This is a genomic window from Bacillus haynesii, from assembly GCF_014042035.1.
GTDB classification, from domain to species: Bacteria; Bacillota; Bacilli; order Bacillales; family Bacillaceae; genus Bacillus; species Bacillus haynesii.
Window position 1 is genome coordinate 1,059,386 of record NZ_CP059494.1, and the last position, 14,562, is coordinate 1,073,947.

At 47.2% G+C, this 14,562-nt stretch carries 14 protein-coding genes; 11 read left to right on the forward strand and 3 right to left on the reverse strand.

The features are described from left to right. Positions 1 to 139: 139 nt before the first annotated feature. Entirely contained in the window at positions 140 to 889 is a 750-nt protein-coding gene (locus H2R00_RS05115; protein ID WP_244958284.1) for a Crp/Fnr family transcriptional regulator, read from the reverse strand. Further along, the gene (locus H2R00_RS05120) at positions 852 to 1,091 is read right to left on the reverse strand and encodes a DUF2164 domain-containing protein (RefSeq protein WP_003182328.1); all 240 of its coding nucleotides are present in this window, start codon (positions 1,089 to 1,091) and stop codon (positions 852 to 854) included. Before H2R00_RS05120 ends, H2R00_RS05115 begins: the two co-directional genes overlap by 38 nt. A gap of 221 nt (positions 1,092 to 1,312) precedes the next feature. On the opposite strand from H2R00_RS05120, the gene H2R00_RS05125 reads away from it, so the two are divergent. Together H2R00_RS05125 and H2R00_RS05130 are read left to right on the forward strand one after the other, a co-directional pair. After that, the gene (locus tag H2R00_RS05125) at positions 1,313 to 2,509 is read left to right on the forward strand and encodes a nitrate/nitrite transporter (RefSeq protein WP_182070605.1); all 1,197 of its coding nucleotides are present in this window, start codon (positions 1,313 to 1,315) and stop codon (positions 2,507 to 2,509) included. Between the two features lie 145 nt (positions 2,510 to 2,654). Then, a complete protein-coding gene (locus H2R00_RS05130; RefSeq protein ID WP_154995084.1) occupies positions 2,655 to 3,368 on the forward strand; it encodes a fumarate/nitrate reduction transcriptional regulator Fnr in 714 nt (237 codons plus the stop codon). Positions 3,369 to 3,413: 45 nt separating this feature from the next. On the opposite strand, the gene H2R00_RS05135 is transcribed toward H2R00_RS05130, so the two are convergent. After that, positions 3,414 to 4,136 carry a YwiC-like family protein gene (locus H2R00_RS05135; protein ID WP_154995086.1) on the reverse strand — a complete coding sequence of 241 codons (723 nt, stop codon included), beginning with the start codon at positions 4,134 to 4,136 and terminating at the stop codon, positions 3,414 to 3,416. Between the two features lie 149 nt (positions 4,137 to 4,285). Here H2R00_RS05135 and H2R00_RS05140 point away from each other — a divergent pair, with 149 nt between their 5' ends. The 9 genes from H2R00_RS05140 (at position 4,286) to H2R00_RS05180 (ending at position 14,559) form a co-directional block, all read left to right on the forward strand. Continuing rightward, entirely contained in the window at positions 4,286 to 4,753 is a 468-nt protein-coding gene (locus H2R00_RS05140) for a cyclic nucleotide-binding domain-containing protein (protein WP_003182320.1), read from the forward strand. Positions 4,754 to 4,867: 114 nt separating this feature from the next. Beyond that, positions 4,868 to 5,971, forward strand: a complete 1,104-nt coding sequence (locus H2R00_RS05145) for a TIGR04053 family radical SAM/SPASM domain-containing protein (RefSeq protein ID WP_154995088.1) — start codon at positions 4,868 to 4,870, stop codon at positions 5,969 to 5,971. A gap of 88 nt (positions 5,972 to 6,059) precedes the next feature. Beyond that, on the forward strand, positions 6,060 to 6,302 hold the full coding sequence (locus tag H2R00_RS05150; RefSeq protein ID WP_154995185.1) for a DUF1858 domain-containing protein: 243 nt from the start codon (positions 6,060 to 6,062) through the stop codon (positions 6,300 to 6,302). Then, on the forward strand, positions 6,299 to 7,540 hold the full coding sequence (locus tag H2R00_RS05155; protein ID WP_154995090.1) for a DUF438 domain-containing protein: 1,242 nt from the start codon (positions 6,299 to 6,301) through the stop codon (positions 7,538 to 7,540). The genes H2R00_RS05150 and H2R00_RS05155 overlap by 4 nt, the downstream gene beginning before the upstream one ends. Positions 7,541 to 7,713: 173 nt before the next feature. Next, positions 7,714 to 11,400 carry a nitrate reductase subunit alpha gene (locus H2R00_RS05160; protein ID WP_182070606.1) on the forward strand — a complete coding sequence of 1,229 codons (3,687 nt, stop codon included), beginning with the start codon at positions 7,714 to 7,716 and terminating at the stop codon, positions 11,398 to 11,400. After that, complete coding sequence (gene narH, locus H2R00_RS05165) at positions 11,390 to 12,859, forward strand: nitrate reductase subunit beta (protein WP_182070607.1); 1,470 nt, start codon at positions 11,390 to 11,392, stop codon at positions 12,857 to 12,859. Before H2R00_RS05160 ends, narH begins: the two co-directional genes overlap by 11 nt. Positions 12,860 to 12,876: 17 nt before the next feature. After that, positions 12,877 to 13,419, forward strand: a complete 543-nt coding sequence (gene narJ, locus H2R00_RS05170; protein ID WP_154995097.1) for a nitrate reductase molybdenum cofactor assembly chaperone — start codon at positions 12,877 to 12,879, stop codon at positions 13,417 to 13,419. Then, positions 13,416 to 14,102: a respiratory nitrate reductase subunit gamma gene (narI, locus tag H2R00_RS05175; protein WP_182070608.1), complete on the forward strand. Its 687-nt coding sequence runs from the start codon at positions 13,416 to 13,418 to the stop codon at positions 14,100 to 14,102. The genes narJ and narI overlap by 4 nt, the downstream gene beginning before the upstream one ends. A gap of 112 nt (positions 14,103 to 14,214) precedes the next feature. Continuing rightward, positions 14,215 to 14,559 carry a transporter gene (locus H2R00_RS05180; RefSeq protein ID WP_154995102.1) on the forward strand — a complete coding sequence of 115 codons (345 nt, stop codon included), beginning with the start codon at positions 14,215 to 14,217 and terminating at the stop codon, positions 14,557 to 14,559. The last annotated feature ends 3 nt before the right edge of the window (positions 14,560 to 14,562 follow it).

The following is a 14,562-nucleotide window of genomic DNA, read 5'->3' on the forward strand; positions in this document are numbered from 1 at the left end:
TTGATTTTGCATGTCCTAAGATACTGGATATGCAGCATACCGGTTGTGAACCAGATCACTTAAATAATGGCGGATTTGTGAACAAAATAAAAAACAGGCCTTCCATTTGTCGTTCAATGGAAAGCCTTAAACGCATGCCTTAATTGCAGCCGTTCAGCCAGTCTGTATCATGAATGAAAATCCCGCTCCTGTCAGCCGTCAGCAGATTTTTCTTTTTCATTTCATTTAATGTGCGGTTAATCGTTTCCCTTGACGTTCCGACCATGTTCGCAAAATCCTGATTGGTAATGGGCAGGCTGATGTAGACCCCTTTTTCTTGCGGAATGCCGTGTTCGGCAGCAAGTTTCATTAATACATGTGTCAAGCGGTGCTGGACGTCTTTTGAGATGAAACCTTGGATCCGCTCTTGCAAATCGAGAATCTTTTTCCCCATGATTTGCATCACTTTTATCGTCATTTCCGGATATTTCATCAAAAGTTCATTAAAATCGGCGATGCGGATTACAATCAATTCCGTTTCTTGAACAGCTTCGGCTGTTGCCGGGTATGGGGAGCGGTCAAAAAAGCCGACATGGGGAAACATATCCCCGTTTTGCAAAATCGAAATCACTTGTTCATTGCCGTCTTCATCGATTTTAAAGGCTTTAACAAGACCGGATTTGATGAAAAATACCGCTTCCCTCTCTTCCCCTTCCATAAAAACAAACATTCTCGGCTGATAGGTGCGCTTGACCGCGATCCGCTCGATTTGCTTGAACTCTTCATCATTCAGCCCGCTGAAAATCATAAATTGCTTCAGAAACTCCATTGATCTTTCAATCCCTTCGGTTGTGCTAAAGGAGAGCGGTTTGTCACAGGCGGCGCTCCAGCGCAAAGAGCTCTTCTTCAATCGCCGCTGCCTTCTCTTCCACCACTCTGCGGCTGTCCTTCAGCGCCTGATTGTAAAAGTAAGGTCCGAGCTTTTCCTTTACGAATTCGAACATTTGAATCGCCGCAATGTCTCCAACCTCTTCTCCTCTTTCTTCAACATAAAAGCGTTTGATTTCATCGATGATCGCTTGTTTTTCTTCTTGGGTAAGCTTTATAAACATAAAAGCGGCACTCCTTTTTTTATTTCCATGATAAACGATAATGTCCGCAAATGAACAATTTAATTTTTAATGGCCGTTTATTCTCCGTCACTTACCGATATTAAACCCGAATCAAGCGACTGACCGTGTGACGTAATTCACAATGTTTTAAAAAGACTTTTTGTAAGATAAACATGCTGATTGATTTATTCATTTTTCCCTTTGAAAGGAGCAAAACCGCAATGGTAAATCGTCAAAAAATACAATTACCGCTGCAGTCATTTAGTTTAGTCGCAGGATTTATGGTTTGGGTATTGATTTCCTCATTAATGCCCCACATTAAGCAGGACATCGCTCTGACAGACAGCGAGATATCCCTTGTCACGGCCATTCCGGTCATACTCGGGTCGCTTCTCAGGATTCCGCTGGGCTACTACACGAACAGATTCGGAGCAAGAATTACGTTCATGATCAGCTTTTTGCTGCTTCTGTTTCCGGTTTTTTGGATTAGCACAGCCGATTCGCTGTTCGACTTGATCCTTGGCGGATTCTTCCTCGGCATCGGCGGAGCGGTCTTTTCCATCGGGGTCACATCACTGCCGAAATACTACCCTAAAGAAAAGCACGGGTTTGTCAATGGGATCTACGGCGCTGGGAACGTCGGTACAGCGATTACCACTTTTGCCGCTCCTGTTGTGGCAAAGACCGCCGGGTGGGAAAATACGGTGCGGATGTACATCGTGTTAGTCGCCGTATTCGCTTTATTGAACTTTATCCTTGGAGATCGAAAAGAAAGAAAAGTTACGGTATCTGTAAAAGAGCAAATGAAGGCAGTCTACCGAAATCAGACATTATGGTTTTTAAGCTTGTTTTACTTCATTACATTCGGATCTTTCGTCGCGTTTACGATTTATCTTCCGAACTTTCTTGTTAATCACTTCGGGCTTGATCCCGTCGATTCAGGGCTTAGAACCGCCGGATTTATCGCTGTCGCCACTTTTCTGAGGCCTGTCGGCGGCTGGCTGGCAGACAAATTCAACCCGCTGAAGCTGTTGATGTATGTATTTGCCGGCTGTACCTTGTCAGGGATTTTATTGGCCTTTTCGCCCAGCCTCGGACTTTACGGGTTTGGGGTATTGACTGTTGCCGTTTGCGCCGGCCTCGGAAACGGGATCATCTTTAAGCTCGTGCCGCTTTATTTTTCAAATCAGGCCGGCATCGTCAATGGGATCGTATCAGCGATGGGCGGCTTGGGAGGATTCTTCCCGCCTCTCATCCTGTCAAGCGTTTTTCAGGTTACCGGCCATTACGCGATCGGATTCATGGCGCTGTCAGAAGCGGCCCTTGCAAGCTTTGTGATCGTGGTCTGGATGTATTTTCAGGAAGTGAACAAAACATCGTCCAAAACATCATCCAAAACGAAGGCGAACCATTTATAAATCCATCCTGCAAAAAGAGCTTGAGTCGATGTGCTCAGGCTCTTTTTTGGGACTATATTCATATGTTCACAATATTGTTTATATTTAAAAGGTCACTCAGCCTTATTTAACGTTAAAATAAGAACTGCAAAAGGGGTGACGCTCAATGAACATTTCTGTTAGAAAATCAGACACAGATTTGCTCTCAGACGATCTGCATCACTTGCTGGAATCGATCAGTACGCGACGAAAAATCAGGCAGGACACATTCCTTTTTCAAGAAGGGATGGATGCGGAGGAACTGTATCTTATTCAGTCAGGACTTGTCCAGATCGGCAAATTGACGTCCGATGGCAAAGAACTGACACTTAGAATGTGCAAAAGAAATGATATTGTCGGGGAGCTTACGCTTTTTACAGAAGATGCGAAATATATGCTGAGCGCAAAGATCCTCTCTGATGGCGAAGTGTTGGTCATCAATAAAGATAAGCTTGAAAAAGAACTCATTCAAAACGGTGCGCTGACGTTTGAGTTTATGAAATGGATGAGCACGCATTTGCGAAAGATTCAATCGAAAATCCGCGACCTTTTGCTGAATGGTAAAAAAGGCGCGCTCTACTCCACCTTGATCCGTCTCGCAAACAGCTACGGCATCACAAGAAGCGACGGGATTCTCATCAATATTGTGCTGACGAACCAGGATCTGGCGAAATTTTGTGCCGCTGCAAGAGAGAGCATCAACCGCATGCTGAGCGACCTCCGGAAGAACGGTGTCATTTCAATTGAGGACTCGGGAAAAATCGTCATCCACCAGCTCAACTATTTAAAACGCGAAATCGACTGTGAAAACTGCCCGCTCGAAATCTGCAATATCGACTGAAAAAGCGAAAACAAACAAGGACATGAAGCACAGTGTCCTTGTTTTTTACGTTTGCAGCAGAAAAACGATCAACACGGCCATAAAGAAACAGGCATTCACCAGCTCAGAGATTCCGATTGTCTTAATCGACAATTTCCTCCCGTGGAAAAACCACGCTCTGAGACTGCTCGGCACTACGCCAAGCACCGCCCATTCTGCCCCTGCGGCCAGCGAGACGAACGGCAGGAAAACGTGGTAGCCCCATGAATAAAGTTTAAACCGATTGTTTTTCTTTTCGCGGATCATTGACTTGACATAAAAGGCGCTCCCTGTGAAAAACAAAGCGGACTGGATAAAAACAAACAATGCCTCACCATCCAGTTTCCCCGCTCCCATCCAGAAGCTCGCCAGCCCGCCCGCGCTGAAAACAAGGATTGCCGCAATATCATTTAAAAGCGCCCTGTCGTTGTTTCTTTTCGCATAATAAAGATTGATGAGAAAGAGCGGAAACAGCGGCAGACCGAGAAAAACGAGCCGCGGCTCCAGCCAGACCGAAATGAGCAGGAAAACGACGGCCGGAATGCCGTAGACAAGAACCCATTTTTGATAGTAAACGATATTTTTCTTCTTCACCATCATCGTAGCCGGAAATGCCGCAAGATATAGAAACAGCCATCCGCAGAACAGCGGAATATGCTTTACATCCGCGCCCCCGGCGAACATGCCGAGAATAAACGGGATCACAAGCATCGCCCAGGCGCCGTGCTGCTTCGGTATGAACACTTTCATCACACATCCTCCCTTCTTTTCTAGTACATTATAAAAGTTTCGTCTTTCTTACACAGTGACATTTTGCATACAGTCGTGTGAACTAAATCACTGCGCCCTGCAGCCCGGCGCTTTATACTAAAAGCTAATATAGAGAAGGAGGATATACCATGGACCGGTTTGACTACTTATTGTTTCTGAAAAATCTTCCTATGTTTTTCGGGGTGCCCCTTCCGATCATCAAAAAGCTGCTGAAGAACGGTAAGGTGATCGATATCCAACCATCTCAGCATTCGCGATCGTTCCTTCATTCGCAATCCGTCTATTTTGTTTTAAAAGGAGAAGTGCATTTTTCTGACAGAAGGCTTCCGGAAGAATCTCGGACGATCGCCGAGTGGGAAAAAGGCGATGTTTTTCCTATCGATCAAAAAGGCGAACCTTTCTTATCTCCGTTTATTTCAGTCAACACTGCCTCTGAAACCGCCGTGCTTGAAATACCATTTCATAATTTCAAAAAAATGATGACTTATAACCGCCAATTACAGACGAACTTTCTCATGCTGCTCCAGCAGAATTTATTTTTTTCCTACCAGCTTTTTTTGCGTTACCTCAACTCCTCCGCAGAAGACGACGTGTGAGAAGGGCCTCTCCCCTTCTTTCTCTTCTTTTCTCCAAATGTGATCTACTTAACTTTTTTTCTCTTACATATCCGCTACGATACACATGAATGCAAACGAAAGGACAGATGAAAGATGATACATTGCGATTTCGACAAGTCTCCGTTTATCGTCATTTGGGAGCTGACAAGGGCTTGCGAGCTCAAGTGCCTTCATTGCCGGGCATCTGCTCAAAATAAACGCGATCCGCGGGAGCTTTCCCTGAAAGAGGGAAAAGATTTAATCGATCAAATTCATGCGATGGACAATCCGCTCCTCGTGCTTACAGGTGGTGATCCCTTAATGAGAGACGATGTATTCGCCATTATTGAGTATGCCGTCGAAAAAGGGGTTCGCGTCTCCATGACCCCGAGTGCCACACCGAATGTTACAAGAGAAGCGATTCAATCAGCAAAAGAAATTGGCTTATCCCGATGGGCGTTCAGCTTGGACGGCCCGACCCGGGAGATTCATGATCATTTTCGGGGAACGGACGGTTCCTTTGACCTGACCATGAAAGCGATTCGCTACATCCATGAATGTCATCTGCCTCTGCAGATTAATACCGTCATATCCGCTTATAACATCGATTACCTGGATGAAATGGCAAAGCTGATCGAAGAATTGAACTGCGTATTATGGAGTGTGTTTTTTCTCGTCCCGACAGGCCGTGCGAAGCGGGAAGATATGATTTCTCCTGTGGACCATGAAAAAGTCTTCCTCTGGCTCAGCCGTTTGGCAAAAGAAGCGCCTTTTGACATCAAAACGACAGCAGCCCAGCACTACCGGCGGGTCGTCATTCAGCAAAAAATGCGGGAAGCGAAAGACCCCAACATGAAAATCCGCTATGAACACGCATTGCAGAAAGGGAAAATGGATGTGATCGGCGGATTGGGGCGGGCCCCGAAAGGTGTGAATGATGGCAACGGGTTCATGTTTATCTCCCATATCGGTGATGTATATCCAAGCGGACTTCTGCCGGTTAAAGTCGGAAACATCCGCGAACAGCCGCTGGCTGAGATTTATCGCGAATCACCGATCTTTAAGGATTTGCGAAATCCGGACGGATTTAAAGGGAAATGCGGCGTCTGTGAATTCCGCCATGTGTGCGGCGGTTCGCGCTCGCGTGCCTATGCTCTGACGGGCGATTACCTGGAAAGCGACCCGAGCTGCATTTATATTCCGAAGGCTTTGCGCTGAAAAATGTGATGTACGTCACATTTTTTTCAGCATACTTGTATTACGGTATAGATGAGAATGATCATCACTATCAAAGGATGTGATCCCTCTGCATAAAAAAATTGATTTGAACGATTCCGTATACGAACTTTGCACATTGCATCCTGAACTAAAAGCCGTGATGAAGGAAGCCGGGTTTAAAAACATTACAAAGCCCGGCATGCTGGAAACGGCCGGGCGCATCATGACAATTCCAAAAGGCGCGCGAATGATGCAAATCGAATGGTCCTATATCTTAGATATATTGGAAGCACACGGATTTGACCCCGTTTGGAAAGGAGAAAAACAATGAGTGAAATCATTAACAACCGGGAAACACAGCAAGGTCTGCCAGAGGAAAAGAAGCAGCTTCTGAAAGAGATCATCATCGACCTTCATAAAGGAAAACCGCTTGCCGACGTCAAAAAACGGTTTGAAAAGGCATTCAGTTCAGTCAATGCCGAAGAAATCGCTCAGCTGGAACAGGCGTTAATGAAGGAAGAAGGCATTACACCTGAAGAAATCCAAGAGCTCTGTTCCGTTCACGCCGCTGTGTTTAAAGGATCGATTGAAGACATTCACCGCGCTGACGCCGACAAGCAGCCGGGCCATCCCGTTCATACATTTATGAAAGAAAATAAAGAAATCGACCTCCTTTTGAACTTTAAAATGCAGCTTCATTTGGAACGCTTCGAAAAAGATGATCATCGCGACAACATTCTCAAACTGCTCGCAGACTTAAACTTGCTCGCTGACGTCGACAAACATTACAGCAGAAAAGAAAATCTTCTGTTCCCCTATTTAGAAAAGTACGGAATTACAGGGCCCAGCCAGGTGATGTGGGCTGTCGACGATTTTATCCGCAAGAGCATTAAAGAAGTGAAGCGTTTGTTGGAGGAATATACGCCGGACAAAAAAGATGAGGTCATCCGTGAACTAACGTTTATCATTCAAGAAGGCACAGAAATGATTTATAAAGAAGAAAATATCCTCTTGCCGATGGCGCTCAGAACGCTGACAGAAGATGAATGGCTGAAAATCGCGGCAGAAAGCGACGAGATCGGATATTGCCTGACTGCTCCGGAAACGGTGTGGCAGCCTGAACGCCATCAGCTCAAAACAAGCGAAGAGGCGGCTGACGGATATGTCAGGCTCCCTACAGGTATTCTGTCCGTGGTTCAGCTTGAGCACATGATGAACCATCTTCCAGTCGATATCACCTTCATCGATGAAAACGATGTCGTCCGCTATTTTTCACACGGAAAGGAACGGATTTTCGCCCGGACAAAAGCCGTTATCGGCCGGACCGTCCAAAACTGCCATCCGCCGGCAAGCGTCCACATCGTCAATAAACTTCTTGACGACTTTAAATCAGGCAAAAAAGACGTTGAAGACTTTTGGATCAAATTTAAAGACAAATACGTGTTCATCCGCTATTTTGCCGTACGCGATGAAAACGGCCGCTATATCGGCACTTTGGAATTCACCCAGAACATCGCCCCGATTCAGGAGATTACCGGGGAAAAGAGAATTTTGAACACGAGCGATTGAACCATTCGACAGCCCGCTTCCATGCAGGCTGTTTTTTTGTCCTCCCTCTCCCCCTCCTAAAAATGTGACAAATTTGTGAAAAGCCGAAACCATGTGACAAATTTAACAAGGTACATTGCCTCCTCCATATATAGTGAGGGTAGCATCAATGACTCAGAAGGAGTGAACCAGCAATGAAAAAAAAGAAAAAGAGTCCCATTTCCAGGAGATTAAATTATTTCTCCCCTATTGAACACCATTCCAATCAACACAGCCAAACCACATATGAAGACCGGGATTGGGAAGATGTATACAGAAATAGATGGCAGCATGATAAAGTGGTTCGCTCTACCCATGGGGTGAACTGTACAGGATCCTGCAGCTGGAATATCTACGTCAAAAACGGGATCGTCACATGGGAAGGGCAGCGACTCGATTACCCTTCGACAGGCCCTGATATGCCGGACTTTGAACCGCGCGGCTGTCCGCGGGGAGCCAGCTTTTCCTGGTATATATACAGCCCGCTCCGCGTGAAATACCCGTATGTCCGCGGTGTGCTGATCCAGATGTGGCGCGAGGCGCTAAACAGCAGCAAAAATCCGCTGGAAGCATGGAAATCGATTGTCGAAAACCCTGAAAAAGCGAAAGCCTATAAACAGGCGCGCGGAAAAGGCGGATTTGTCCGCGCCGAATGGAGCGAAGTGCTGAAGCTGATTTCAGCTTCCCTTCTGTACACCATTGCCAAATACGGTCCTGACCGCAATGTCGGTTTCTCGCCGATTCCGGCCATGTCGATGCTCAGCCATGCAGCAGGATCACGCTTCATGTCCCTGATCGGCGGGCCGATGCTGAGCTTCTATGACTGGTATGCCGACCTCCCCCCTGCTTCACCGCAAATTTGGGGAGATCAAACCGACGTTCCGGAAAGCAGCGACTGGTACAATTCAGGCTACATCATGACATGGGGTTCTAATGTGCCGCTTACCAGAACGCCTGACGCTCACTTTTTAGCCGAAGCCCGCTATAAAGGAGCAAAAGTGATTTCGATCAGCCCGGACTTTGCCGAGTCCTCAAAGTTTTCCGATGATTGGCTGAGCATCAGACAAGGCACCGACGGCGCACTGGCCATGGCGATGGGCCATGTCATTCTGCAAGACTTTTATGTCAACCAGAAGACAGAACGTTTTATTGATTATGCAAAACAATATACCGATTTCCCATTTTTGGTGACTTTGAAAGAGGAAAACGGAACGTTCACAGCAGGCCGCTTCCTCCACGCTAAAGATATCGGGCGTGCGACAGAGCATGATGAATGGAAGCCTGCCGTTTGGGACGAAGACACAGATGGATTTGCAATTCCGCAGGGCACGATGGGCTCCCGCTGGGACGGCCAAGGTAAATGGAACTTGCGCATGGTTGATGAGGATTCAGAAAAACCGATCACACCTCGGCTTTCCATGCTTGGACATGAAGATATGATCGGCACGGTCAACATTCCTTACTTCTCACATAAAGGCAATAAAGTGCTTGAAAGACCGCTTCCGATCAAAAAAGTCATCCTGGACGGTGAGGAAGTCTTTGTTTCCACCGTTTTCGACCTGACTCTCGCCAACTATGGCGTCAACCGCGGAATCGGCGGACAGACGCCGGCATCATTTGATGATCCTGAACCGTTTACACCGGCTTGGCAAGAGCCGATTACTGGAATTAAAAGTGAAATGGTGATCAAGATCGCAAGGGAATTCGCGCAAAATGCGATTGACACAGAGGGCCGCTCAATGATCATTGTCGGCGCCGGGATTAACCATTGGTTCAATTCAGACACCATTTACAGAGCTGTGCTGAATCTTGTGCTTCTCGTCGGAGCCCAAGGGGTTAACGGAGGCGGCTGGGCCCACTATGTCGGCCAGGAAAAACTCCGGCCGGCCGAAGGATGGCAGACGATCGCGATGGCCAAAGACTGGGGAGGCCCTGCCAAACTGCAAAACGGCACATCATTTTTCTACTTCGCTACCGACCAGTGGCGCTATGAAGATCAGGAAATCAGCGGGCTCGCTTCACCAATCGCAAAAACATCGCGCTACAAGCACCACGCCGATTACAATGTGCTGGCAGCGAGACTCGGATGGCTTCCATCGTATCCGACGTTTGAGAAAAACGGCATCGACTTATATAAAGAAGCAGAAAAAGCAGGCGCTGAGAACGCTCAGCAAGTCGGAAGCTATATTGCCAGACAGCTTGAAGAGAAAAAGCTCAAGTTTTCGATTGAAGATCCTGACAATGAAAAGAACTTCCCAAGAAACCTATTTGTTTGGAGAGCCAACTTAATCTCGAGCTCCGGCAAAGGTCATGAATATTTTCTGAAGCACTTGCTCGGTACGACAAACGGATTGATGAACGATGATCAGGACAGCGTTCGTCCTGAAGAAATCACATGGCGTGACAAAGCGCCTGAAGGCAAACTCGATTTACTGGTCAATCTCGATTTCCGGATGGCGGGAACAGCCCTTTATTCAGACATCGTGCTCCCTGCGGCCACCTGGTACGAAAAACACGATCTCAGCAGCACGGATATGCATCCGTTCATCCACCCGTTTAACCCGGCAATCAGCGCGCCGTGGGAATCAAAGTCTGACTGGGATATTTTTAAAGCATTGGCAAAAGCGGTTTCCGATCTGGCTGAAGAAGTTGACATGGAACCTGTAAAAGAGGCTGTTGCGACTCCTCTTCTCCATGACACTCCACAAGAAATGGCGCAGCCGCTCGGGAAAATCAAAGATTGGAGCAAAGGCGACTGCCCTGCCGTTCCAGGTAAAACAATGCCGCAAATTCACGTCGTGGAACGGGATTACAAGCAGATTTTCAATAAGATGACATCGCTCGGGCCGAATGTTGTCAAACAGCCGTTTGGTACGAAAGGTATGAACTGGTCTGTTGAAGCGGAATATGATTCTCTCAAAAAAACGCTCGGCGTCGTAAAAGACGACACAATCGCCAAAGGCTGTCCTGACATCAGTGATGCAAGACAAGCTGCTGAAGCGGTATTGACTCTCTCTTCCACTTCAAACGGGAAAGTAGCCGTTAAAGCGTGGGAATCGCTTGAAAAAATAACGAATCTTGAGTTGAAAGATTTAGCTGAAGAACGGGAAGAGGAATGCTTCACATTTGAGCAAATTTCGGCTCAGCCGAAAACGGTAATCACCTCCCCTGCTTTCAGCGGTTCTGAAAAAGGCGGACGGCGCTATTCTCCGTTTACGACGAACGTTGAAAAACTGATTCCGTGGAGAACGCTGACCGGCAGACAGTCTTTTTACCTTGATCATGAAATGATGACAGAATTCGGCGAAAACATGGCGACATTCAAGCCGATCCTGATCCACCGCCCTTTCTTGAACAAGCGTCCGGATCAGGAAGGAAAAGAAATCGTTTTAAACTACTTAACACCGCATAATAAATGGTCAGTTCACAGCATGTATTTTGATTCCCTGCCGATGCTTACCCTTTTCAGAGGCGGGCCGACAGTCTGGATGAATAAAGACGATGCGGAAGAAACCGATATTCAGGACAACGATTGGATCGAGTGCTTCAACCGAAACGGAGTTGTCGTCGCACGGGCCGTGACATCACACCGGATTCCAAAAGGAATGGCGTTTATGCACCATGCCCAAGACCGGCATATCAATGTGCCGGGAACAAAGCTGACGAATAACCGCGGAGGAACCCATAACAGCCCGACCCGCATCCATGTCAAGCCGACGCAGATGATCGGAGGCTACGGACAGCTCAGCTACGGATTCAACTACTACGGGCCGACAGGAAATCAGCGCGACCTCAATGTCGTGATCAGAAAATTGAAGGAGGTCGATTGGCTTGAAGATTAAAGCGCAAATCGGAATGGTAATGAACCTTGATAAATGCATCGGCTGCCATACATGCAGCGTCACATGCAAAAACACTTGGACAAACCGTTCCGGTGCAGAATATATGTACTTCAACAACGTCGAAACAAAACCGGGCATCGGCTACCCTAAACAATGGGAGGACCAGGATAAATACAAAGGCGGCTGGGAGCTGAAAAAAGGCAAGCTCCAGCTCAAATCAGGAGCGAAAACTACGCGGCTCATGAATTTATTCTACAACCCGTATCAGCCGACAATCGATGACTACTATGAACCTTGGAACTATGATTATGAAACGCTGACAAACAGTCCGGAGAAAAAACACCAGCCTGTTGCAAGGCCGAAGTCTTCCATTACGGGAGACTTCATGAACCTTGAATGGGGTCCGAACTGGGAAGACGATCTTGCCGGCGGCCACATTACAGGCCTTCAAGATCCAAACGTCAAAAAAATGGAAGAATCGATTAAGACTGAATTTGAAGACGTCTTTATGATGTATCTGCCAAGGATATGCGAACACTGCATCAATCCTTCCTGCGTCTCCTCCTGTCCGTCAGGAGCGATGTACAAACGCGAAGAAGACGGGATCGTTCTCGTCGATCAAAATGCGTGCCGCTCATGGAGACACTGTGTATCATCATGCCCTTATAAAAAAGTGTATTTCAACTGGCAGACAAACAAGGCGGAAAAATGCACATTGTGCTTCCCTCGCCTTGAAGCAGGACTGCCGACAATCTGCTCTGAGACATGCGTGGGCAGAATCCGCTATCTCGGGGTCATGCTTTATGACGCAGATAAAGTCGAAGAAGCGGCTTCAGCCGAAAATGAAAAAGATTTATATCACTCACAGCTGGAGATTTTCCTTGACCCGAATGATCCCGCTGTCGCAGAAGAAGCAAAAGCTCAAGGCATTCCGCTGGAGTGGATCGAAGCAGCGCAAAAATCTCCGATCTACAAAATGATCATCGATTGGAAAATCGCTCTGCCGCTGCATCCTGAATACCGGACATTGCCGATGGTATGGTACATTCCTCCGCTCAGTCCGATTATGAATATGTTCGAAGGAAAAGGAACAGCCCAATCAGCGGAAGATATCTTCCCGGCCATTGATGAAATGCGGATTCCGATCGAATATTTGGCCAATTTGCTGACTGCCGGTGATACACACCATATTAGAACGACATTGAAGAAAATGTCTGTGATGCGTATGTACATGCGAGCGACCCAAACGAACAAACAGATCGATTCAGCTCTGATTCAAGATACCGGATTGACTGAAGAGCAGATTGAAGATATGTACCGTCTGCTTGCGATCGCCAAATACGATGACCGATTTGTCATTCCGCAAACCCATCGCGAAGAAGTCGCGGATCTGTACATGGAACAAGGAAGCTGCGGATTATCGTTTGCCGGAGGACCCGGCTCTTGCCAAAACATATAACACTGGAGGGAAGCTTCATGGATGGAACAGACAAACAAACCGTTTTTGCCGCTCTTTCTTACCTCCTCTCCTACCCTGATGAAGAGTGGAGAAAAGAACGTTCCGAATGGCAGCAGATCATCGGCGAAATCGAGCATGAAGCGCTGAGAGGGCATCTGCTTGCCTTCTTGGAAAGCGCGGCTTCCTATTCGTCTGAGGAATTGATCGAAACCTACGTATATACGTTTGATTTCGGCAAAAAAACAAACCTTTATGTCACCTATTTCAACTCCGGTGAACAAAGGGAGCGCGGAATTGAATTGCTGCAGCTGAAAGATCTGTATCAGCAGTCCGGTTTTCAGCCGACAGACAAAGAGCTGCCGGATTATCTGCCGCTTATGCTTGAATTTGCTGCAGTCGCCGATCATGAAAAAGCTGCGGCTGTCTTCCAAAAATACGCAGCAAACCTGGAAGAATTGAGATTGCAGCTTTCAGAAAATGAAAGCATCTATACGCCGCTATTGGACGGATTAATGTTGATTTTAGAGGAAATTGGTGTTGAAAGGAATGTACAGCCATGATCGAACAAATACTGTGGGTCATCCTCCCCTATATCGTCATCACCATTTTTATCGGAGGGCATATATACCGTTATCAACATGATCAGTTTGGCTGGACGGCCAAATCAAGCGAAATGCTCGAAAAGAAAAAATTGGCGCTTGGCAGCAGCCTTTTTCACTGGGGAATCTTTTTTGTCATCGGCGGGCATGTGATGGGAATTTTAATTCCGGAAAGCCTTTATCAGGCGCTCGGCGTATCAGAGCATATGTACCATAAAATCGCGATCGGCTTCGGACTGCCCGCAGGCATCGCCGCGCTGTCAGGGCTTCTCATATTGACCTACCGCCGATTCACGGACAAACGGATTCGAAAAACGAGCTCTGCCGGAGATTTCATCACGCTGGTCGCTTTGTTATTCGTCATGACGACGGGGCTTGCGGCAACCTTCTTGAACATCGATTCAAAAGGATTCGACTACAGGACAACAATCGGCCCGTGGTTTCGCAACATTTTCTTATTCAAGCCGGATGCCGGGCTTATGGCGAGCGTGCCCCTCTGGTTTAAGCTTCACATTATCATGGGCTACGTCATTTTCATCGTCTGGCCGTTCACTCGGCTCGTCCACGTATTCAGCATGCCGCTAAAATATTTGACAAGAAGCTATGTTGTTTACCGTAAACGGGCGCCCCGCAAAAGCATGTAAACATCTTCCCTAAAGCCAAAACGGCTTTAGGGATTTTTTTCTCTATAGGCAAGCTACCCTTATTCCCCATCCATCATACGATAAAGCAAACCATCAGAAAGGAGCGTTTTTATTGTATCCATACGATCCTTCACTATATGATCCGTATCGCCAGCAATTTCCGCCGGGTCCGCCTCCGGGAGCAGGAGGACAGCAGCAACAGCAGTTTCTCCCCCCGCCGCCGAGCCAATTTCCGCAAGACACCGGCCCTTCGGTATTTGCCGTTGATCCTGGCGGAATCAGAAGATGCCTGTTCAAATACACGTTCATCCGCTTGAGAAACGGCAGCCGCTTTTGGTTCTTCCCGGTTTTCGTCGGACGTTATTCGATTGCGGGCTACCGCTGGAGACCGCGTCAATTCCGCTGGGTTTACTTCGGTGTTGACCTGAACGAAATCACTTCTTTCAGCTGTCAGTAAAAA

What these genes read in the sequence shown, in the direction of transcription:
- H2R00_RS05140 (WP_003182320.1), top strand. Translation starts at nt 4,286, where the DNA reads ATGGACCGGTTTGACTACTTATTGTTTCTGAAAAATCTTCCTATGTTT.
- H2R00_RS05145 (WP_154995088.1), top strand. Translation starts at nt 4,868, where the DNA reads ATGATACATTGCGATTTCGACAAGTCTCCGTTTATCGTCATTTGGGAG.
- H2R00_RS05155 (WP_154995090.1), top strand. Translation starts at nt 6,299, where the DNA reads ATGAGTGAAATCATTAACAACCGGGAAACACAGCAAGGTCTGCCAGAG.
- H2R00_RS05125 (WP_182070605.1), top strand. Translation starts at nt 1,313, where the DNA reads ATGGTAAATCGTCAAAAAATACAATTACCGCTGCAGTCATTTAGTTTA.
- H2R00_RS05130 (WP_154995084.1), top strand. Translation starts at nt 2,655, where the DNA reads ATGAACATTTCTGTTAGAAAATCAGACACAGATTTGCTCTCAGACGAT.
- H2R00_RS05135 (WP_154995086.1), bottom strand. Translation starts at nt 4,136, where the DNA reads ATGAAAGTGTTCATACCGAAGCAGCACGGCGCCTGGGCGATGCTTGTG.
- H2R00_RS05160 (WP_182070606.1), top strand. Translation starts at nt 7,714, where the DNA reads ATGAAAAAAAAGAAAAAGAGTCCCATTTCCAGGAGATTAAATTATTTC.
- narI (WP_182070608.1), top strand. Translation starts at nt 13,416, where the DNA reads ATGATCGAACAAATACTGTGGGTCATCCTCCCCTATATCGTCATCACC.
- H2R00_RS05120 (WP_003182328.1), bottom strand. Translation starts at nt 1,091, where the DNA reads ATGTTTATAAAGCTTACCCAAGAAGAAAAACAAGCGATCATCGATGAA.
- narJ (WP_154995097.1), top strand. Translation starts at nt 12,877, where the DNA reads ATGGATGGAACAGACAAACAAACCGTTTTTGCCGCTCTTTCTTACCTC.